This is a genomic window from Enterovibrio litoreus, from assembly GCF_045679545.1.
In the GTDB taxonomy this organism is placed as follows: Bacteria; Pseudomonadota; Gammaproteobacteria; order Enterobacterales; family Vibrionaceae; genus Enterovibrio.
Map to the genome: position 1 here is coordinate 1,146,372 of NZ_CP166194.1, position 21,931 is coordinate 1,168,302.

Annotated in this window: 18 protein-coding genes; 8 read left to right on the forward strand and 10 right to left on the reverse strand. The window is 47.5% G+C overall.

Annotated elements, in window-relative coordinates:
* Positions 1-42: 42 nt before the first annotated feature.
* Entirely contained in the window at positions 43-870 is an 828-nt protein-coding gene (locus tag AB8599_RS05030; protein WP_407332680.1) for a hypothetical protein, read from the reverse strand.
* A 299-nt stretch (positions 871-1,169) separates the two neighbouring features.
* Entirely contained in the window at positions 1,170-3,221 is a 2,052-nt protein-coding gene (metG, locus tag AB8599_RS05035; RefSeq protein WP_407332681.1) for a methionine--tRNA ligase, read from the reverse strand.
* 267 nt (positions 3,222-3,488) lie between these two features.
* Between metG and apbC the strand changes: the two genes are divergently transcribed.
* The 3 genes from apbC (at position 3,489) to AB8599_RS05050 (ending at position 7,890) form a co-directional block, all read left to right on the forward strand.
* Complete coding sequence (apbC, locus tag AB8599_RS05040; protein WP_407332682.1) at positions 3,489-4,547, forward strand: iron-sulfur cluster carrier protein ApbC; 1,059 nt, start codon at positions 3,489-3,491, stop codon at positions 4,545-4,547.
* A 173-nt stretch (positions 4,548-4,720) separates the two neighbouring features.
* Entirely contained in the window at positions 4,721-5,362 is a 642-nt protein-coding gene (gene udk / locus AB8599_RS05045; RefSeq protein WP_407332683.1) for a uridine kinase, read from the forward strand.
* Between the two features lie 365 nt (positions 5,363-5,727).
* Entirely contained in the window at positions 5,728-7,890 is a 2,163-nt protein-coding gene (locus tag AB8599_RS05050; protein ID WP_407332684.1) for an AsmA family protein, read from the forward strand.
* A 123-nt stretch (positions 7,891-8,013) separates the two neighbouring features.
* On the opposite strand, the gene AB8599_RS05055 is transcribed toward AB8599_RS05050, so the two are convergent.
* The gene (locus AB8599_RS05055; protein ID WP_407332685.1) at positions 8,014-8,457 is read right to left on the reverse strand and encodes a CBS domain-containing protein; all 444 of its coding nucleotides are present in this window, start codon (positions 8,455-8,457) and stop codon (positions 8,014-8,016) included.
* 248 nt (positions 8,458-8,705) lie between these two features.
* Here AB8599_RS05055 and AB8599_RS05060 point away from each other — a divergent pair, with 248 nt between their 5' ends.
* Positions 8,706-9,758, forward strand: coding sequence for a metal-dependent hydrolase (locus AB8599_RS05060; protein WP_407332686.1), 1,053 nt, complete (start codon positions 8,706-8,708; stop codon positions 9,756-9,758).
* 128 nt (positions 9,759-9,886) lie between these two features.
* On the opposite strand, the gene cobO is transcribed toward AB8599_RS05060, so the two are convergent.
* Positions 9,887-10,477: a cob(I)yrinic acid a,c-diamide adenosyltransferase gene (gene cobO, locus AB8599_RS05065; RefSeq protein ID WP_407332687.1), complete on the reverse strand. Its 591-nt coding sequence runs from the start codon at positions 10,475-10,477 to the stop codon at positions 9,887-9,889.
* Between the two features lie 218 nt (positions 10,478-10,695).
* Between cobO and AB8599_RS05070 the strand changes: the two genes are divergently transcribed.
* From AB8599_RS05070 to AB8599_RS05080, 3 genes are all read left to right on the forward strand, one after another.
* On the forward strand, positions 10,696-11,424 hold the full coding sequence (locus AB8599_RS05070) for a dienelactone hydrolase family protein (protein ID WP_407332688.1): 729 nt from the start codon (positions 10,696-10,698) through the stop codon (positions 11,422-11,424).
* Between the two features lie 79 nt (positions 11,425-11,503).
* A complete protein-coding gene (locus AB8599_RS05075; RefSeq protein WP_407332689.1) occupies positions 11,504-11,977 on the forward strand; it encodes a low molecular weight protein-tyrosine-phosphatase in 474 nt (157 codons plus the stop codon).
* Between the two features lie 191 nt (positions 11,978-12,168).
* Positions 12,169-13,143 (forward strand): LysR substrate-binding domain-containing protein, encoded by a 975-nt coding sequence (locus AB8599_RS05080; protein ID WP_407332690.1) that lies wholly within the window; start codon positions 12,169-12,171, stop codon positions 13,141-13,143.
* Between the two features lie 157 nt (positions 13,144-13,300).
* Here the strand turns inward: AB8599_RS05080 and AB8599_RS05085 are convergent, their stop codons facing one another.
* Complete coding sequence (locus tag AB8599_RS05085; protein ID WP_407332691.1) at positions 13,301-13,702, reverse strand: hypothetical protein; 402 nt, start codon at positions 13,700-13,702, stop codon at positions 13,301-13,303.
* Between the two features lie 10 nt (positions 13,703-13,712).
* Complete coding sequence (gene potE / locus AB8599_RS05090) at positions 13,713-15,032, reverse strand: putrescine-ornithine antiporter (RefSeq protein ID WP_407332692.1); 1,320 nt, start codon at positions 15,030-15,032, stop codon at positions 13,713-13,715.
* A 407-nt stretch (positions 15,033-15,439) separates the two neighbouring features.
* On the opposite strand from potE, the gene adiA reads away from it, so the two are divergent.
* Positions 15,440-17,734: an arginine decarboxylase gene (adiA, locus tag AB8599_RS05095; protein ID WP_407332693.1), complete on the forward strand. Its 2,295-nt coding sequence runs from the start codon at positions 15,440-15,442 to the stop codon at positions 17,732-17,734.
* Positions 17,735-17,832: 98 nt separating this feature from the next.
* On the opposite strand, the gene AB8599_RS05100 is transcribed toward adiA, so the two are convergent.
* From AB8599_RS05100 to AB8599_RS05115, 4 genes are all read right to left on the reverse strand, one after another.
* On the reverse strand, positions 17,833-19,020 hold the full coding sequence (locus tag AB8599_RS05100; RefSeq protein WP_407332694.1) for a M20 family metallopeptidase: 1,188 nt from the start codon (positions 19,018-19,020) through the stop codon (positions 17,833-17,835).
* A complete protein-coding gene (locus AB8599_RS05105; RefSeq protein ID WP_407332695.1) occupies positions 19,020-19,469 on the reverse strand; it encodes a hypothetical protein in 450 nt (149 codons plus the stop codon). Before AB8599_RS05105 ends, AB8599_RS05100 begins: the two co-directional genes overlap by 1 nt.
* Before the next feature lie 3 nt (positions 19,470-19,472).
* Positions 19,473-20,297: a DUF3100 domain-containing protein gene (locus AB8599_RS05110; protein WP_407332696.1), complete on the reverse strand. Its 825-nt coding sequence runs from the start codon at positions 20,295-20,297 to the stop codon at positions 19,473-19,475.
* 326 nt (positions 20,298-20,623) lie between these two features.
* Positions 20,624-21,925, reverse strand: coding sequence for an ABC transporter substrate-binding protein (locus tag AB8599_RS05115; protein WP_407332697.1), 1,302 nt, complete (start codon positions 21,923-21,925; stop codon positions 20,624-20,626).
* Positions 21,926-21,931 lie beyond the last annotated feature (6 nt).

Below are 21,931 nucleotides of genomic sequence, written 5' to 3' on the forward strand. Positions count from 1 at the left end.
GGTTGATTCCCTCACAAAGGCTAACCTTGATTGAGGCGCTTTTTAGGCCGTTTGACGGGGGCTTGGCAGCGCGTGCTGAATGTTCTTAGCTTCCTGCATTTTATTAACGAGCACGTCATCAGTGCGAATAGTCAGTTCTCGATCAAAAAGGTGAAGCAAGATAACGCTGAGGTCTTGACTGATTTTGATCAAAGAGGAGACGGGTACATCACCTTCTTCTGAACGAATGACTGAATCAAAACGACTTTCGACGCGGTCAAATGCGAGTGACGCTTCTGCACTCGAAATGAGCGACAGTTGATAAAGGCGCTTTTGAAGAATTCGACTTTGTAAACTGACAGATTGCCAAGAAGCGGTTTTACCCTCCATCAAGCGCATAGTCGCTTGCTCAAAGCGCAATTGGGACTCTTTCGTATCAATCCACGTTTGCCAAAACGCCTGGTATTCTTCATACATAGCATCATGTTTACTTTCGGCGATATATGAACGGGCAATTTCGTCGATGATATAGATAAGATGGTCAGACGTGCGATGATGTATTGCATACCAGCCTGCTTTTGATTGGTTTGGCAAAGAGGATATTGCCTGCTCCATGCGCGCGCTTAGCACGCGAAAAAGTGGGCGCTGTGGGTTATTGCATGATGTTTGCAATTCTTCACAAAACTCGAGGATTTCATCTCTTGCTTTAGACGCTTGCGGTGACTGAGGGCAGCGTACATAGCGCGTATTATGTTCGTGAAGCATCCACAATAAAGAACGAAGACTGCTTATTTGTGAACGGTAGTGTTGGCGACGGGTTTCCTTTGTACTCGAGACACTTTTGCCAAGCTGTACTAACCAAGTTGGAGTGATTGCGCGTAATAGTGACATATCTTTTTCCTCACATTCAGAGCCTGAACAGGTATTGCAGGAGATATGCCAACAGTTGAGTTTAATAAAAACAATGAGTTAAATTTTTCGCGGTTGTCATGTGTACATCACTGAAGCATTGTTGAACCAATACGGTGCAATACGTGAGTGAGAAAGTGGGCAGATCGGTTTGTGAGGTTATTCGGGTATAGGGCGCGTTGTTCTTATTCCCAAATCAAGCGATATGACAGATAAAAAGAGGGAGCCAAATTGGCCCCCTCTTTGTTTTTGTGTTGTATTCGTGACAAATAACTGTGTGATTACATCACACGCATGCCAGCTTGTGCGCCTTCGTGTGGTTCAAGTAACCACAAGTCTTTACCACCCGGACCAGCGGCCAGAATCATACCTTCGGACATACCGAACTTCATTTTGCGTGGCTTGAGGTTAGCAACGACGACAGTGTATTTTCCGACCAAATCTTCAGGGTTATAAGCCGATTTGATACCAGAGAATACTTGGCGTGTCTCACCACCGAGGTCAAGTTGGAATTTCAGCAACTTATCCGCTTTAGGCACAGATTCACACGAGATGATTTTCGCGATGCGAAGGTCAACTTTCGCAAAATCATCAAACTCGATTTCAGACGCGATTGGCTCGTCTACTAGGGGGCTTTTTGCTTTTGCAGCGTCTGCTTTTTCCGCGAGCGCTTTCTCTGCTGCAGCATCTTCTTTTGACGTCTCTACCATGGCTTCAACGTGTTTAGGATCGATACGGCTGAACAGTGCTTTGAACGGGCTAACGGTATGGTCAGTCAGCGGTTGCGCGATGCCTTCCCACGTTAGCGTTTCATTCAAGAATGCTTCAGTACGTAACGCCAGTTCAGGCATAACGGGTTTCAGGTATGCCATGAGCACACGGAACAAGTTAATACCCATTGAGCAGATCGCTTGAAGCTCGGCATCTTTGCCTTCTTCTTTCGCAACAACCCAAGGTGCTTTCTCATCAACGTATTGGTTCGCTTTGTCTGCCAGCGCCATGATCTCGCGGATAGCTCGGCTAAATTCACGTTTCTCGTACAGTTCGCCAATACGTTCTGCTGCGCCAGCAAATTCTGCGTAAAGCTCAGGCTCAGCACATTCAGCAGATAACTTACCGTCGAAACGCTTAGCGATGAAACCTGCATTACGAGAGGCAAGGTTAACCACTTTGTTGACGATGTCTGAGTTTACACGCTGAACAAAGTCGTCCAGATTCAAATCAAGGTCATCAATGCGGTTGTTGAGCTTAGCCGTATAGTAGTAACGCAAGCACTCTGGATCCAAATGTTTCAAATAGGTGCTCGCTTTCACGAACGTTCCTTTTGATTTAGACATTTTAGCGCCATTGACCGTGACGTAACCGTGAACAAACACATTGGTTGGTTTACGGAATCCAGCGCCTTCAAGCATCGCAGGCCAGAATAGGCTGTGGAAATAGACAATATCTTTACCGATGAAGTGATACAGCTCAGTGGTGCTGTCTTTCTTCCAGTACTCGTCAAAATCAACATGGCTATTTTTGTCACAATAGTTCTTGAATGAACCCATATAGCCAATTGGTGCGTCTAGCCAAACGTAAAAATATTTACCCGGCTCACCTGGAATTTCAAAACCGAAGTAAGGGGCATCGCGAGAAATATCCCACTGCTGCAGACCCGTTTCGAACCACTCAGCCATTTTGTTCGCGGTTTCGTCTTGCAACGCACCCGATGTCGTCCAAGCTTTTAGCATGTCTTCGAACTGTGGAAGGTCAAAGAAGAAATGCACAGAGTCTTTCATAACAGGTGTTGCGCCGCTAACCGCTGATTTTGGGTTGATCAAATCGGTTGGGCTGTAGGTTTCACCGCAGTTGTCGCAGTTGTCACCATACTGGTCTTCTGCGCCACATTTCGGGCAGGTGCCTTTGACGAAACGGTCAGGCAAGAACATTTCTTTTTCAGGATCGAAAAGTTGCGAAATGGTACGACTGTTGATGAAACCGTTGTTTTTCAGCTGAGTATAGATGTACGAAGCCAGCTCACGGTTTTCGTCACTGTGAGTGCTATGGTAGTTGTCAAAGCTAATGTCAAAGCCGGCGAAATCTGCTTCATGCTCTTTCTGCATCGCCGCAATCATGGCTTCCGGTTCAATGCCCAACTGCTGTGCTTTCAGCATGATAGGGGTTCCGTGCGCATCGTCGGCACAAATGAAGTTGACAATGTTGCCACGTAGGCGCTGATAACGCACCCATACATCTGCCTGAATATGCTCAAGCATATGACCCAAATGAATGGAGCCATTCGCGTAAGGCAGGGCACAGGTAACCAGAATTTTACGTTGGTTTGCAGCCATAATTTAGTTAGTTCGCTTTTGATAAATGAATCGAAAGAATGGCGCAAATATTACCTGATACACGTTGGAATGCCTAGCCTACATTGAGTTTGTCGCCGTCTGGAGGGTGGTTTTAGTGCGGCGGATCGAAGGTGGATTGGCGAGATGAAAACCGTGCGATTTGGTTTGAATTTCATTAGGCTAGCAATAAGGACGCATGCGCGACACTTCGAATGCTGAAAAACGACGGCCATGAATGGTGTTCGTCACATTAATAGAGAGAGGGATATGTCAGACGTCATTACTTTGCTTAACCAGTTTCAACACCCCGCTTTGATCCCTGACTGGGCGAGTCATCCCGGCATTGTGACCGAATCCAAGCAAGGTGAAGTGAGCATCACTTTTCCCTTTGCGGCCAAAGATCTCATGGTTGAAATAGATGCTTGGTTAGGCGCACAAAAAGCCAATGGATACGCGGTCCCTGCAATCTCTATTCAACAGCGCGTCGTTCCGCTGAAGGCTGGTGAAAAATCACCAATAAAGGGCGTCAAGAATCTCATTGTCGTGAGTTCTGCAAAAGGCGGAGTGGGGAAATCGACGACCTCCGTGAACCTTGCTTTGGCACTGAGCGCACAGGGTGCAAAAGTCGGTCTTCTGGATGCAGATATTTACGGCCCGTCTGTGCCGATAATGCTTGGGACAAAGGGGAAGCAGCCCGTCACGCTTGATGGCAAGAATATGGAACCTGTAGAAGCGCACGGTTTGTTTAGCAATTCTATTGGCTATCTTGTGCCCGACGAAAACGCCATGGTGTGGCGTGGCCCTATGGCATCTAAAGCGTTCGCGCAGTTGGTGAATGAAACTCGTTGGCCTGATTTGGATTATCTGGTGGTGGATATGCCACCGGGAACAGGCGATATTGCGCTAAGTATGGCGCAGCAATTCCCTATCACGGGGGCTGTGGTGGTGACAACGCCTCAGGATCTGGCATTAGCGGATGCGATTAAAGGCGTGACCATGTTCGATAAAGTGGCCGTGCCGGTGCTCGGTGTTATCGAGAACATGAGTTATCACATTTGTAGCCAATGCGGGCATCACGAAGCGATATTTGGTCAGGGTGGTGCAGAGAAAATGGCGAAGAGCCTCGATTTGTCGATTCTCGCGCAAATACCATTGCACATGAGCATTCGCGAAGACATTGATGCTGGCTGCCCAACTGTGGCTTCGAAGCCTGAGAGTGAGCACGCTGCGGTATATCGTCAATTGGCGCTGAGAATCGCTTGTCATCTTTATTGGAGCGGTGAACCCATCGCAGAGCAGATCTCAATTACCACCCTGAAGGATTAGGTGGCGCTCTGCGAATAAAGAGTGAATTGATGCGCAAAGCCAATGAACCTTGATGAAACATTGCTCAGTTTGCTTTTATTTGAGAGTTTCATCACATATTTAGATGGCGCGAGCGCATCCAACTCCCTATAATCAGGCGGTTTATTTCTCGCCAAACTTCCGGGTATTCGTATATGAGTGACAACAACCAATGTGTCATTATCGGTATTGCAGGCGCATCTGCATCCGGTAAAAGTCTGATCGCCAGCACTATTTATAAGGAATTAAGGGAAAAAGTCGGCGATCATCAGATCGGTGTTATCACGGAAGATCGCTACTATCGCGACCAAAGTCACCTAAGCATGGAAGATCGCGTTAAAACTAACTACGACCATCCTCAAGCGCTGGACCATGACTTGCTTTGCAAGCACCTCCAAGCCCTGATGGAAGGCAAGGCGGTGGAAGTACCGCAATACAGCTATGCAGAGCATACGCGCATGGAAGCAACCACCACGTTGACGCCTAAGAAAGTGATCATCTTGGAAGGTATTTTATTGCTGACAGATCCTCGTCTTCGTGAACTGATGCACGCGAGCATCTTTATGGATACCCCACTAGACATTTGTTTGCTCCGCCGTGTTAAGCGTGACGTTGCTGAACGTGGTCGCACTATGGAATCTGTGCTGGCTCAGTATCAGAAGACAGTCCGCCCAATGTTCATGCAGTTCATTGAGCCATCTAAACAGTACGCGGACATTATTGTCCCGCGCGGTGGTAAGAACCGCATCGCGATTGATGTGCTAAAAGCACACATTGCAAAACTGCTAAAATCATAATCAACAAGAAGCCGGCGAAGTCCGGCTTTTTGCTATCTGTTACTTAGATAAACTGAATAACACGACTCTGCGTCAATGCTCCGGACAAATGTGACTTTAAGTGAATCGTCTGGGTATTCAACAGATAGAATTCATCGAGTTCTCACATCCTGCTGCCCTGCAGTGCCCCTCCAATCGTAAATGACAAAAGTGAACCACCAAGATCAGCTAGGCTCTGTGGCTCAATGGCTTCAATAAGATTGATTTTACGTGTTTTATCATGCGAAAAAGCGGAAACGAGAATATGTGATGCAGCATTTTGCTTCATAATTCGTTAGGCTTTTACTGTTATCTAAAATGCATCTCACAAGGAACTGATTGTCATCATGAAAAAGCTTCTCTACATCCTGCTAGGACTGGTGCTATTGGTGGTGGTAGCGATAGGCGTGCTTGTTGCTGTCATTAACCCCAATGATTTTAAGCCACTGATTGCTGACGAAGTCAAAAAAGCCACGGGTCGGGAGCTGGTGATCGATGGCGATATCAGCTGGCGCTTCTGGCCAAGCTTGGGTTTATCGGTTGAAAAACTGGCTTTCAAAAACCCACAAGGCTTTGCGGAGCCTGATATGTTGAAACTCGATCGTGCGGATATGTCAGTTGCCGTGATGCCACTTATGTCCGACACACTCGATATTGGCGTGGTTAGTCTGTATGGCGCACATGTATTCATTCAAACGTTGCCGAATGGCAAAAGTAACCTCGATGGCTTAGCGGGTGAAGAACAACCGGCGCAAAATGGCTCTGACACTGCCGCTAACGAGCCAGCATCTTCACCTTCTTCTGAGCCAGCCAAAGACAGTGGCACTGCAAACGCGTGGACCATCGCTATCGGTGGTTTAGATTTGGTTGATGCCAGCGCCGTTGTGCGAGATGACCAAACCCATGCGGTGAGTGAAATCAGCAAGCTAAACCTAAACATCGGCAAACTGGCGACCGGCCTTTGGGTCCCCGTCGAGTTTAATGTCGTTGGTAAACAAAACGCGATGGCATTCACCGCCAAGGGCAGCACCGAAGCCCTGCTAGAGAAAGTTTTGATGGACTCTCAGCTTCGCCAGCTTTCCCTCTCAGCAACCCTCCAAGATACGAGCATGAAACTGGACAGCATATCGCTGACTGCTGACCAAGTTGCTTTAGCAATACCAGCGGCTATTGAGTTCTCGGCCAAAGGTCAGGCTAATGACTTGGTGTTTGATACATCAGGCAAGGTGTCTGTGACGGTTGATAAGGACATCGACATTATTCGTGCTTCTGGCATCAATATTACGACGACACTGAATGGAAAATCCTTACCACGGCCAGAAATGAAGGTTGGGCTAAAAGGTGACGCCGTTTTTGACAACAAAGCACAAAAATTAACCCTAAGCCAATTGGTTGCCAATCTAGATGAACTGGTGGTAGATGGGAATGCGTCGGTTGCTCTAGCGGATATCCCAGCGGTTCGATTTGACCTTCGTAGTCCTAAAATCGATGTCGATGCTTTCCTTGGAAACCAGCAAGCGGCTAAGCCTGCTGAGTCAAAAACAAGCGCGCCGGCAGGTTCTGGTTCGGGCGAACAATCACCAGCAGGACAGAAAGCACCATTGAGTGATGTTGAACCTGATCTTTCCGCCCTGAAAGGGTTGGATGTCGCGGGCAAAATTACGATTGGCCAGTTTGTGGCCAACAATGTCAAAGTCAGCGATGTGGTGACGACATTTGCTGTGAATCGCGGCAAAGTGAATTTGAGCCAATTTGACGCCAAGCTTTACGGCGGCACGGTGGCGGCACAGGGGTCATTGGACGCAACGGTGACACCCGCTCGCTATCGCGTCACGAAAGGTATCAAAAACGTCGATGTTCAGCCATTGCTGATGGATGCTGCCAATCAAGACATTCTATCTGGTCGAGGCAATATTGATGTTAACGTCAATGGTGCTGGTCTATCTGAAAAACGCCTTCGCACAGGGATTACAGGGACTGTAGCGATTAACTTTGAGGATGGCTCAATTGACGGTATCAACATTCCTGAAATGATCCGAGAAGCCAAAGCAGCGTTGAAAGGTCAGCGAGCAGAATACGTTGAGGAAACCCGAAAAACAGATTTCAGCGGATTAACCGCCACATTCAATCTTGGCAACGGCATCGCATCAACACGGAACATGAAGATGGAAGCACCCGCCTTGCGTATCCGCAGTGAAGGACAGACAAACTTAATCAAAGAAAGTCTTGATTTTGAAGTGTTTGTTTCGGTAGTCGGCACCAGTAAAGGGCAGGGCGGCAAAGATGTCGACGAGCTAAAAGATGTCACCATTCCGGTTAAAATCGGCGGCACGTGGCAAGCGCCTAGTTACAATCTTGATGTTAAAGCGCTGCTGACCAGTAACAAAGTGCTGGAAGACAAAGTCCGCAAAGAAGCTGAACGCGGTTTGGAAAAATTGCTGGGAGACAAAGCTGGCGATGACAAAGTAAAACAGGCTGCTGACAAGTTACTGAAAGGGCTGTTTAACTAAAACCGCTAAGATTCACAAATCAATAAAAAGCCGCCTAGTGAAGTGACCCCGTAAAGTTGGACATTTCTGTTAAGCGGCTTTTTCATACCTGATTGCTATCTTCGAGCGTGGGTATTTAGCTGCTTAAGCTTTTTGCTTCTTACTGCTTTTTTCTTTTTTAAGCATGTCTTGAAGCGCTTTGAGCAGATCAACGGCAGAAAGGATGCCTACCAACTCGTCGGTTTTATCCAGCACGGGGAGTGCACCAACATTGTGTTCTAATACTGCTTGATTGGCTTTAGACAGCGTTTCATACGTTCTGCATGTAATGACATCTTTAATCATCACATCCCCCACAGTCAGGTCGTCTGAAAGCAGGTAGGGGTGCTCAATATCAGGTGCCTCATCAGCCCAATTTGGACGGCGCAATTGTCGATCACTGATTATGCCAACCAGTTGCTTGTCCTGTGTGACAGGTAAATGACGAATGTCGCTATCTCTCATAAGAAAGTAAGCTTCGCGCACGCCCATCTCTGCGCTAACGGTGATCAGTTTTCGTGTCATGTAATCCGAAACTTTTCCTGGCATCGTATTGAATCCTCCTTATGGTTGTTCTTATCAACCTACAGAAAGTGATGTGAAGTTGTTGAGAGCCGTAACGCAGAACTTATACCTGAGCCTCTCTAGGTTGATCGAACATTAGGTTGATCGAGATTACGTGGCGGAAACAATAATTAACGCTTTGATCACAAGGAATGACTTTCACTATCGGCAGGGATCGCTAGAATCGTGGGTTCTGTTCCCGACAATCAAAACAACAAGGAATATCAGCGGAAATGGATTCAATTTCTCAAGCAGCCCTAGGCGCTGCAGTTGCAGGGTTAGTCGCAGGTAAACGCTGCACACCAAAAGTACTGATCGCTGGCGCGGCACTGGGTACACTCCCCGATCTGGATGTGGTACTCGACTATGGTGATCCCATCTCCAACATGATCAAGCATCGTGGTTTTAGTCACTCTTTGTTTGTGCTGTTTCCATTTGCTCTGTTGCTCACTCTTATTTGGAAACGATTTTTCGCCGCTTCATGGCCGTTTGTTCAATTGTTGACGCTAATTACGGCGGCCTTGGTGACTCATCCGCTACTGGATTCTTTTACCTCTTACGGTACGCAACTGTTTTGGCCGTTAGACGTCGCGCCTGTGGCGATTTCCAGTATGTTTATCATTGATCCCCTCTATACCTTGCCACTGCTTATTCCCGTGTTAGCCGCTTTTATCTGGCGAAGCCGGGCTGCCAAGCTGTGTGGTGCGGGCTTAGCGCTATCAAGCCTTTACTTGATGTGGTCGCTGGTTGCGCTTGGCCAAATCCAAGATCGCGTGGAAGAGAATCTCGCGGGTACTCATCTGGAAGGTCAGCCTGTGTTTATTTCACCGACCCCGTTCAATACCGTGTTGTGGCGTCTTGTTGTGCTTGATGACGACAAATACTGGGAAGGCTTAACGTCATTGCGTGATGAAGACCCAACCATTGATTGGTTACCAATGGTTCGCGGCGAATGGCCATTCCCGAGCGAGCCAGAGTTGCTGACACAATTTAATGCCTTTACCCGTGGCTTTGTGCAGTTTAGGCAAGAGGGGAATGCGCTGACAGCGACAGACCTTCGCTTGGGTATGGCGATGTATCATCCTTTCCGGTTTGTGATGGCAGAAAAGAGTGATCAACAAGTGTGGCAGCTGGTCGCGCCAGAACAGTTAGACCCTGGTCCGTTGTTGCCGAGACAAATTCCTGCGCTTTGGATGCGATTGTTAGGTGTGCAGAGTATTGATGCGTTGCTGTGTAATGAATTTGACTGCTACCGTGACGACGAAACGGTGCTGGACAATTCATAGCGAACTGTTCGTGCCGCATACCTCTGCGTAAGCTCAGTTTGTTTGCAAACAAAGTCGCGACGTGAGTAACATCTTGTCACTAAGAAGAAAACGCCCCACAGAATTTGCGGGGCGTTTTGGTTGGCGGGTTACCAGTCGATACCCTTGCGTACTTTTACGCCGGAATCAAAAGCGTGTTTTACATTGCGTACTTCTGACACCGTGTCTGCCATGTCAGTTAGCGTTCGGTGTGCCGCTCTGCCTGTGATAACCACAGACTGCTCGCTAGGACGGTTCTCCAGCGCCTCGACCACTTCATCAAGGTTGATGTAGCCATACGTGACCATGTAGGTCATCTCATCAAGCAAGACCACGTCGTAGCTTGGGTCAGCCAGCATGCGCTTACACTCGGCCCATATTTCTTGAGCAACGCGCGTGTCGTTTTCTTTATCTTGGGTATCCCACGTAAACCCAGTCGCCATCACATGGAACTCGACACCACATTTTTGTAGCAGGTTACGCTCACCACATTCCCACGTACCCTTAATAAATTGTGCAACGCCACATTTCTGCCCATGTCCAGTCGCACGGGTGACCACGCCAAAACCTGAAGTCGATTTGCCTTTGCCGTTACCGGTAATCACCAGCAGCAAGCCCTTTTCTATTTGTGCAGCAGCAACACGCTCGTCCACTTTTTCTTTCACTTTTTGTTGTCGGGCTTTATAACGCTCGTCGCTCATTCCGCAGTCCTTTCTTACATCGTTGGTTTTTCAGTAGGCTCACCAGTATGAGCCACCTAGAAATTTGGATCACAACATAACAAACCTCACCATATTTGGAAGTGTTGACATTGTGTCGTTGCAAAAGATTTCTCATGCACCTGAACGCTTTGCTTTTTATCTTCGTACAGAAAACAAACAACTAAGATTAAGTGTGGGCTCGCACGGAGGATAGAGAAATGAAACGACTAGCACTGGTGATATTGGGATTATCGTTTAATGCGTTTGCAGGTCAGAGTATTGATTATCAATCTGACGGTATGGATTTGGAGGGCTACTATGCGAAAGCAGTCGGAACGGCAAAAGGTTCGGTGATTCTTATTCACGATTGGGATGGCTTGACAGAATATGAGCAAAAGCGCGCAAATATGCTGTCTGAGATGGGCTACAACGCATTTGCGGTTGATCTATATGGCAAGGGAAACCGCCCAGTTGATACCAATGCCAAAAAGGCAGAAACGGGCAAGTTATACAACGACCGAGACAAAATGCGCGCCCTTATTTTGGCAGGGATAGACAAAGCACGTGAAATGGGGGTGGACGATGTTGTGGTTGCTGGCTATTGCTTCGGTGGTGCTGCCACGCTTGAACTGGCGCGATCCGGTAAAGCTGAAGGCGTGAACGGCTATGCGACATTTCACGGCGGCTTAAAAACGCCTGCTCAACAAAGCTACCCTGAAAACACGGCGCCTATTTTTATTGCGCATGGTGGTGCTGACTCCGGTATTCCCATGACAGATGTTGCTGACCTGTCTGTACAGTTGGAAACAGCGAAAGTACCGTATTTGATTGAAGTCTATTCCGGTGCACCACACGCCTTCACTGTATTTGATTCGCCGCGTTATCGTGACGTCGCTGATACGCGATCATGGGCGTCCTTTGGCACATTCTTGGATCAAAATTTCTGATATCAGATTCTGACCTGCTTTGCGCTCCGTTCCTTCATTCGTTAGAGTGGTTGCAACGTGATGAAGGAATGGAGATCTAATGTCTGTAAGCAATGATAATAAACCGAAAATTCTCGTCGTCTGTATGGGCAATATTTGTCGTTCGCCTACTGGAGAAGCTGTTTTAAGAGCCAAAGCGGCGGCTCGCGGTTTGGATGTGATTGTTGACTCTGCAGGGACGATTGGGTATCACACGGGCGCAAAGCCAGATTCTCGTAGTCGAGAAGCGGGAGAGGCGAGGGGCTATGACTTCTCCGGCATGTCCTCTCGTAAAGTAGAAGTCGCGGACTTTGAGCGCTTTGATTTGATTCTTGCTGCTGACAAAGCCAATCTGGCGGATCTCATTGATATATGCCCATCTGAATACCGTCAAAAAGTGTCGCTATTTCTCAGTCACGGAGCCGGTGAGTTTGATGAAATTCCCGATCCTTATTTTGGTGGAAAACACGGGTTCGAACGCGCGTTGGATTTAATCGAACAAGCGAGCGACAGTCTTCTCGATCAATTTGAATAGTGTCCTGTGCACTTATTCACTGAATTTGCATTTTAAGCCCGTGAAATACGGGCTTTTTTGTGCCTGACCTAGTCAAGAAAAGCGAATTATTTGCCATAAATAGAGCATTTTGAGGGTATGCAGCTTGTTTAAAATAGTTGGCTCTTATAAATTTAGGATCTAAAGCGAATGTCTTTGTGTGAGGTAAGGGATTGAAACTTCAACAGCTCAAATATCTAAAAGCGATAAAGGACAACAATTTAAATGTGTCCGCTGCATCGCAGTCGATGTTCACGACGCAACCAGGTGTGAGTAAACAAGTCGGGTTGCTAGAAAAAGAATTGGGTGTTCGGATTTTTGAGAGACGAGGCAAAAACTTAAGCGGCGTCACGCCAATTGGTGAGCGCATTCTTGAGCAAGTTGAGCGTATGCTGGCACTTGAACAAAAAATAAAGGCGCTTGCCAACGAGCATCTTGATCCGAGCGTTGGTACGCTGAACATTTATACCACGCACACCATTGCACGTTATTTGCTGCCAAACAGTGTTTCTTACTTCACGCAAAAGTACCCCAATATCAATTTCCATTTGCATCCCACGCTGCCATTGCAAACCAAAGGAATCATTAGTAAAGGTCATTCAGACTTTTCCATCGTCGCTCATGATGTGGGTGCGGATAATGATTTGATTGTTTTACCCGCATACCTTTGGACGCTAGGGCTGGTGGTGCCAGATGAGCACCCTCTGGCTCACGTCAGCAAGCCGACGTTGAAGCAATTGGCAGAATATCCGATCCTGAGTTATGAACCTGGCTCAACCGGGCGTAGAACCCAAGATGAAGCCTTTGGTCGCCTTGGTATTTCACCAAACTACTTTATGACAGTGATGGATGCAGATGTGATCAAGCGCTATGTTCAGCTTGGTTTTGGTATTGGTATCGTTTCCACGTTAGCGGCGCGAGACATCGAAAATACCGGGCTGACATACATCAACCTTGATCATTTGTTTGAGCCATCGAGCGCATGGATCTGTTTTTCAAAAGACATTTTGCTGCAAAATTATATGTATGATTTCTTGTTATCGTTCTCGCCGCACTTAACCAAAACACTGATGGAAAGCGTTTTGATGCAAAATAGCAGCGAGAAGGTAGACAAATTATTTGAAGGCCTTGAATTACCCGTTTACTGAGAACAGAAAATTTGGCTGTGAAAGGCTTGTCAGTCGTTATCGTTAGCGAACAGAGCGTCGATAACAAAACAGTCATTTCAAGAAACAAAAAACGCCAGCGGTTAGACGCTGGCGTTTTTTATTAGATAGTCAGGAAACGACTATTGGGTGAAGAACCTTAATTTTCTGAGCTATCACCTGTGCTTGAATCCGTTGTATCGCTATTTGGCAGTGTACGGATGATCCGTCCCTTGTTGTTATTGAGTTCAGGGTGATCGACCAACAAATGCTTGGTGATCTTGGGTGGAACAGACTCATTCTCAGGATGGTGGTGATGGAAAATCGGCGTCCGGGGTCGATAAACATGCGGCGGTCGCTCGCCTTCTATGACAGTGTCAGGAATTCGCTTTCCAATGATCACTTCAATTGCCGTCATTGGGTCGGATTCCACTTCAACCATTTCACTGACGTCTACCTCTTCTGTGGCATGTGCCAGCATGACACCACCCATCAAAAATATCGTCAATCCAAACGTGGTTAAACGAGTCGAAGTCTTCGTGAGGTTTGCAATATCAAACATGATTCATCTCCTAGGCGACTGAGCCACTTTTGGTGTCGCGTGCGGCAATGAAACCATAGAAAATGTAACCCAGTAGCGTCAAAATCGCGCCATAGAATACGGCAGATTGACCACAGGCATACACGCCGTAAATACTGTAAAGCACCGCAAAAGTACCGATAGCCGCCCCAGTTTTGTATTCTTTGGCACTCAGATTTTGCTTACGCAAAATGACTTCAAGACCCGTGAGTGACAAAATGTAAGGCACCATGTTAATAAACACGGCCAGATTGAGCAGGATATTGAACTGACTGACCAAGTTTGGCGAGATGGTCATAATGGCGAGCAAAAGCTCCAACCCAAGCATGATAAGCATGCCTTTAATTGGCGCATTTGACTTGGTGACTTCACCAAACACTTTCGGGAAAAGACGAATATCAGCCGCCGCTTTTGATACTTGGGCATTCGTAAATTGCCAGCCAAGCAATGAACCGATACATGCAATGACCGCTAACGCAGTAATAACTTGTCCGACGGTTTCATTGAACATGTAGGTATAGACAAGGCCAAACGGTGCATCAGATTTCGCCAGTTCTTCATTGGGAATAATGCCCTGAATCACCGACGTTGATGCGATGTACACAATGGCCGTAAAGCTGGTTGCCAGCATACAGGCTAAGGGGACGTTTTTTTCGGGGTTTTCCACCGCTCCTGAGTTGGCCCCCGCAGATTCAATACCCAAGAAGGCCCAAAGCGTTAGTGCAATACCGGATGATATGGCGGTGACGGTAGTATCTTGGTGAGGGTTCCACGCTTCTGCAAATACCTCGGGTTTAAACCAAAACCAACCTGCGATGGAGAGCCCCACCACGGGAATAATGATCCCCCAAACGGTGACGGCAGAGATTTGACCAGTGAGTTTCGGACCCCAAAAGTTAGCGACCATAGTGACAACAAGGATGCCCACTACAGCAATAAAAGTGTGGTAAGGGGTGGTTTTAATCCAAGGGAAGAAAGGAACGAGATAACCAGCAGCAGATACGGCAATGGCCACGGCACTGATTACTAAGCATACATAGTAAGTGTATGACGCAATGAAGAAAGCGGATTTTCCGTGCGCTTCATCGGCATATGCAGACATCCCCCCATCTCGATTACAGTACATGCCGCACTTAGCAAAGGCATAAGCGATACACATTGCGCCTATTGCCGTCACGATCCACGATAACAGTGATATGGCCCCAGTTTGGGCCAGACTGGCCGGCAGCATGATGATGCCTGACCCCATCATATTGACGGTCACAATGGTTGTGAGACCGACCAATCCCATTTTATTTTTTTCAGATGCCATGCTAATTCTCCGCCTCGTGATTTTTTGGTGCGAAATACGGTAACGCCCAATCTTCTAACTATTTTTCGAACGGCCACTCCATTGCTGCGTTAACGAGAACTGAGTTAGAAGCCATGTGAAAAACGTGATTACCGTCGAATTGAAAATAGATGTTGTCACCATGACAAATTGATTCTTTTACAAGACAGATCTGCGATAAAACGATTGGGAGGATAATTTCTCTTCGGATCGTTCAGGTTCAATCGCGTGCTAGATTTCTGAACTGACCATGTCCAAAAAGCTGTTATTCACCTTTTTACTTAAAATGTCTATTTTGCGACTTTGTCTTATCCCGCGCTCTTCTATGTTGAAGGTGGCTTATTTGCATTTGAGCCACTCTTCTTCATGTACATTGCCGGAGCAGGGCTATGAAAACCTATGGAAAGAAATTTAACGTATTGATTTTAGAAGAAGCCCACAGAGAGGGTGTCGTCGGCAATGCCATTGAAAGGCTGATTGCTGAACTCGAAAATAGTGGCAGCCGGGTTATGGTTGCGAACAGTTTCGATGATTGCTATTCCATGATTAATTCCAATACAGCGCTAGATTGTCTCATGCTGACTTCGGCCATGAGCGGCTCTCAAAGCGAAGAAAATGAGCGTTTCTATGTTCTCATCGAAAAGTTAAATAAAAGACAGCAAAACGTCCCGGTTTTCTTGCTAGCAGAACGCAAAAAAATCACCCTGCATGTCACGCGTGAGATGATGGAAAACGTGGACGAATTTGCGTGGATTCTAGAAGACACGCCAGATTTCATAGCAGGCCGTGCCGTTGCTGCCATGACACGTTATCGTGCGCAACTCCTGCCGCCGCTGATGGCGGCATTGATGAACTACGACGATATTCATGAGTATTCATGGGCTGCTCCAGGTCACCAAGGTGGGGTTGGTTTCACTAAAACCCCTGCGGGTCAGCGGTTTTATAATTACTACGGTGAGGGTCTGTTCCGTACTGATATGGGGATCGAGCGCGGCAGCTTGGGTTCATTGTTAGACCACACTGGTGCATTCGGAGAAAGTGAGCGTTATGCCGCGCGCGTGTTTGGTGCGCATCAATCGTATTCGTTGGTCACAGGGACTTCTGGCTCTAACCGCACCATTATGTCTGCCTGTATGAAGGCAAATGACTTGGTAATTTGTGACCGTAACTGCCACAAATCTATCGAGCAGGGACTGATGCTATCGGGTGCGCGACCTGTCTATCTGGTTCCAACACGTAACCGTTACGGCATTATTGGCCCTATCTTTCCAGACCAACTGTCGAAGAGTGTGTTACAACAACGCGCAAAATCAGAACCATTGACGAAAGATTATGCCGATCAGCGCGCAGTCTATGCGGTATTGACCAACTGTACTTATGATGGCCTTTGTTACAATGCGAAAAAGGCGCAGGACATTCTCGCTGAGAGTAGTGATCGCATTCACTTTGATGAAGCTTGGTATGGTTATGCCCGCTTCAACCCTATTTACGAAGATCACTTCGCCATGCGTGGTGACCCTGTGGAAGACCCTGATGGGCCAACGGTGTTTGCAACGCACTCAACCCACAAACTTCTGAATGCCTTATCTCAGGCCTCCTTCCTCCATGTCCGAAACGGTAAAGGCGCGATCAGTTTTGAACGCTTCAATCAGGCGTACATGATGCATGCAACGACCTCGCCCTTGTATGCAATCTGTGCCTCGAATGATATTGCTGTTTCTATGATGGATGGCAATCGTGGTCATTCTCTGACATTGGAAGTGATACGCGAAGCGGTAGATTTCCGTCAGGCAATGGGGCGGCTAAACCGTGAATTTAATGATAGTGGCGACTGGTTCTTCAAACCGTGGAATGCGGAAACGGTCAAAGATCCTGAATCAGGTCAAAGCTATGCCTTTGAAGATGCGCCAGCCGATTTGCTGTGCGAAAGCCAGGATGCATGGGTAATGCATCCAAATGACAACTGGCATGGTTTCAAAGATATGCCTGCCGATTGGTGCATGCTCGATCCGATCAAGGTCAGTATTCTGGCACCCGGTATGGGCGATGATGGTCACTTGCTTGATGCCGGCGTACCTGCGGCATTGGTGACTCTGTATCTCGGAAGGTTTGGCATTGTGCCAACGCGTACTACAGACTTCCAAGTGATGTTCCTGTTCTCTATGGGGATCACTAAAGGTAAGTGGGCCACCTTGGTCAACACCTTGATGGCATTCAAACGCCATTACGATGACAACACCCGACTTGAAGAAGCACTGCCAGATCTGGTTGCTGCTTTCCCTGATTTTTACGGCGATTTGGGCTTGAAAGATCTTGGGGACAAGATCTTCGGCTACCTCAAACAACATAATCCTGGTGAAGTGCTCAATGCGGCGTATGAGACGTTGCCAGAAGCCATCATGACTCCCCATGCTGCATTTGAAGCGATTGTGGCAGATAACGTGGAAATGGTGCCATCCTCTCAATTGGTTGGACGCGTTGCCGCGAACGCGGTTATTCCGTACCCACCGGGGATCCCAATGTTGATGTCGGGCGAGAGCTTCGGTGACGAAAACAGTCCGCAAATCAAATACCTTAAGAGTCTAGAAGTATGGGATGAAGAATTCCCAGGCTTTGAAAAAGAAACAGAAGGTACTGAGTTGCACGACGGCATTTATCACGTGATGTGTGTGAAAAATGTTTAACAGGGATTGATCTGACAAAAAATGAAAAAGGCCTGATGGAGACATCAGGCCTTTTTTTACGCACACCCTGCAAAAGGGGCGTGGTGTCTATTGCATCATTATGAGCAGGCGATACGGATAAACAACTGTGCGCCAATTAACAAGAAATCGTCATCCACGTAGTAAGGGTTCGCGTGCAGGTAGTTGCAAATTCCCGCTTCTTTGTTGCCGCTTCCTAGGAAGAACATGGCACCTTTTTGATTTTCTGCTGCGTTCACCATCAGGCTGAAATCTTCTGATCCCGTCATTGGATTGCCGTTCGGGTCAAGACGATCCGTTGGCACCGTTTCACGAGCCGCATCAACAACACGTTGATACGCTTCAGGGTGGTTAATCACTGCAGGGTAGCCTTCGCATTCCATGGTGGTTTTAAAACCGCGGATTTCGCTTTCTTTTACGATGCTATCGAAGCTGTCTTTTAGGATCTGATCGGTTTCTGCATCCATAGCTCGGATGGTGCCGCGTGCTTGAGCATGGTCAGGAATCGCGTTTGGAATACTACCACCATTGAACATGCCACAACCAAACACCGCAGGGCTGAATGGGTTGGTGCGTTTCGCAACAATGTAATCCATGTCCATGATGATGCGGCTCGCTTCGCGGATAGCATCTAGCCCTTTTTGCGGCGTTGAACCATGTGCCGATACACCGTGAACATCCAAGGTCCATGCTGAACCATAAGAAGACATGATGCCGTTGTTGATTTTGACCATGCCGTATTCAAGCGCCGCATCGTTGTGCAAAGCATACACTTCGGACACGCCGTTCATGCAGCCCAGCTCAACCATCTTGCTTGCGCCTGGAACGCGCATGTCTTCTTCCGCCATTTGGAACACAAAGCGTACGTTGTGCTTCAGCGAATCCTTGTTTTCTGACAAGTATTTAGCCGTGGTCAAGATGATTGCCATGTGCGTGTCGTGGCCACAATTATGTGAACGGCCTTCATGCTGAGAGCGGTAGTCGTTCTCTGTCATGTCGTCCATTTCCAATGCATCCATGTCAGCACGGAAAGCCACTCGACCCAAGTTCTCGTCGATAGTTAGGTCAGCAATAAAGCCAGTAAAACCTTCGTACGTGGTTAGGGCATAGCCTAGCTCTGTCATCAGTGCTTGGCAGTAAGCCGTGGTTTTAAATTCTTGGCCTGATGCTTCTGGGATCTGGTGCAAATCACGGCGAGTGTTCACGCTGAAAGCATGTAGTTCGAGTAGTTTGCCGTCTAGATTAAATTGGCTGTATTTCGCTGACATTAGATGATTCCTTTCATTTGGAAGCCGATTTGGGCAATCATTGATGCGCCAAAGAAACAGCTGGTGGCAACGATGAGGAAGATGACAATAACCTTCCAAGACATCTTCTTCAGTTCTTCCATCTGTCCGCCTACTGACAGGCCAGCGAATGCTAGCAATGGCACACACACTGATAGGAATTGGATCTTACCGATTGACTCAAGGAAGTAAGTGCGGATAACGGTGTCAGGCAGACAGATTAAAATGCCGATAATGGTTGCGTAGGCAAAAGTAGGTAGCGAAGAGGGAATAAATTTCTTCGCCACGAGTGACAAAAAGACAATCACAGACATGGCAATAAAGCTGTTTACCATTTCTACTGGTGCCGTGCCGTTAGTCAGGAACTGGGTAAATCCGGCTAGTACAATCGCGAGAGAAACCAGCTTCATATCATTAAGAATGGCGTTCATGGCTTATTTACCTTTGTTGCAAATTTTGTAAACGAACTCAGCAAGTGGCAGACCCAAGAAGGTCAGCGACAGTGCGCCAAGTACAGAAGAAAGCAGGTTAGAAGCGGCGGCAATACTCAGTACTTGCTTCGCCATTTCAGGCTCAAGGCCTGACACTAGTGCGCCTGATGCGGCACTCAGCATTGAGCCACTGCCCACGCCTGAGCCAGCGGCCAGTGCGAGCGGGTGAAGACCTGTCAGTGGTGCAATACTGCCTAGTACGCTGAACCACAAAGTACCGATAACCGAACCACACAAGTAGATAGCCAATACGCCAACATACTCAGGGCTACCTGTGCCAAATTTACCTTGAACCACGGCAATCGATGGCTCGCGGCTGATGGATGAACATGCGCCAATGGTCTTACGGCCAAAGCCGAATTTCACTGCTAGTGGTACGGCGATAAGAATGGGAAGTAGGTTACCCAGCTCTTGGAAAAGAAGAGGGACACCTGCATCGATGATCATGTCTAGGTTAGGGATGATCATTCCCGCATATTGTGTGCCAAGAACGAGCAAACAGTAGCCAACCATTTTGCCGCAGAAGCCTTCTTCTTTGGCAGTGAACACCTTGCCCCATACTTTGATTTTTGTTTTGGTCCAATTTACCGATAGCAACATGCCAAGCATCACGGCAAACAGCATAGGGAGTATGGAAATGGTGGCGAATCCCATGTCAATTTTTTGGGTGCCGATAACAAACTGAGAAACGAAAATCAGCGCCGATACGGCGATAACACTTGTCATTACAACGCGAGCTTGACCGCTCTTGTTTTCTTCTGTGTTCATAGGTCTTCATCATTAAAAGTGGAAGTCGAAGCGGATTATAGAGAGCCCGGAAAAGCTAAACGTGAATGAGATCAATTGTTGCTATGGGTAATTAGATGAAAACTAAATATCTTATTCCCATATGGAATTAAGGGTTATTGGCAGGTAAAAAGACGATGACTTAGGTGTGTGTTGTGTTGGCTTTTAGCGCCTAAATGCAACAGTGGTAACCCGCTGATACCTTACTGCAACAAGCGTCAGTCAGTGCGATGCTTACCTGATGGAGACGAAAAACCCGACGCAAAGGTCGGGTTATAGGTCGTCGCTACTTTGGTTTCTTTTGGACGCTATTGAACCACAGGAGAGCAGTTACATGCCGCGTTAGACACAGACTTGGTGCTGTTTCTTTGCGGCAAATACCAGCTTTCTAGGCCTTTTTGCAATTGATTGGCAGCCTGTGCGGGTGACATTTGTCCCGCCATGACGCCGACCGACGTTTCCCAAATCTCCAGCTCCAAGTTTGGCTCTCCACGCGATAGCACTTGTGCGGAGTTACGAATGGTGGAGTCACACTTATCGCGCCACGACAGCATTTCTTGTGCAATAGGGTCTTTCACATCAAAAAAGTGGTTAGAGAGTGAGAAGAATCCCGAAATTTCATTGGTCAGAAGCTCGGCAAATTCAGCGGTGGTCATCCATTTCAGGAACAGTTCTGCCGCCTCTGGATTCTTCGATTTCGAGTATATCCCCATACCTAAATCTGTGTGATCGCTGAAATAACAAGCATCTCCTTTCTTTTCAACAGGCGGTGGAAACACACCCATGTCAATCTTGCCGGCGAAGGTCATGATGTCCCAAGATCCAGCAGGGTAGATAGCAGCTTTGCCGCTTGCAAATGCCGCGGAGGAATCGGCATAGCTGCGCTGGTCAAAATCTTCACCCATGTACTTGGCCCATTTAGCCAGCTCACTCAGGGTTTGACGATAAGGCTTGCTGTCCATTCGCTCTTTGCCTGTGAGCAGAGCATCACGCCCATCTTCGCCTTTCCAGTAGGTGGGACCAATGTTTTGAAAGCCCATGGTGGCGGCTTCCCATTTGTCTTTTGTTCCCATAGCCAGTGGCAAATACCCTGCTCGTTTGGCCTTTTCTAGTGACCAGTAGAAGTCAGCATTGGTGGCAGGTACATTTAGACCAAGTTCTTTGAAAATATCTTTATTGTAGAAAAAACCATGGATAACGGATGCCATCGGCAAACAGAAAGTCTGGGCACCAGAATCGGTTTGCCATGGTGCAAGGGCAAAACTCGGAAAGTTTTCCATGCCTTCCATTTCGGTCACTTCTTTCAGTAGGCCACGTTGAAACAGTGCTTGCGATCCATCAAATGGGCGACAAGCAATCAAGTCACCTGCAGCACCCTGCTCAAAGCGTTGCTCCATGTCACCATTCCACTTTGACGCATCCATATCATCAGGTGAGCGATACTCAACCTTGATGGTCGGATAATGCTTGTTGAAAGCAGGGATGATTTTCTCGTTCCAAACTTTGTCGTCGCTGCGCCAAGAATCAATCACCAATGTGGTCTGAGCATGTGCAAATGACGTTACCGCAAGTCCTAAGGCTGCGAGAGATAGTTTTACTGCATGTTTCATTCTCAA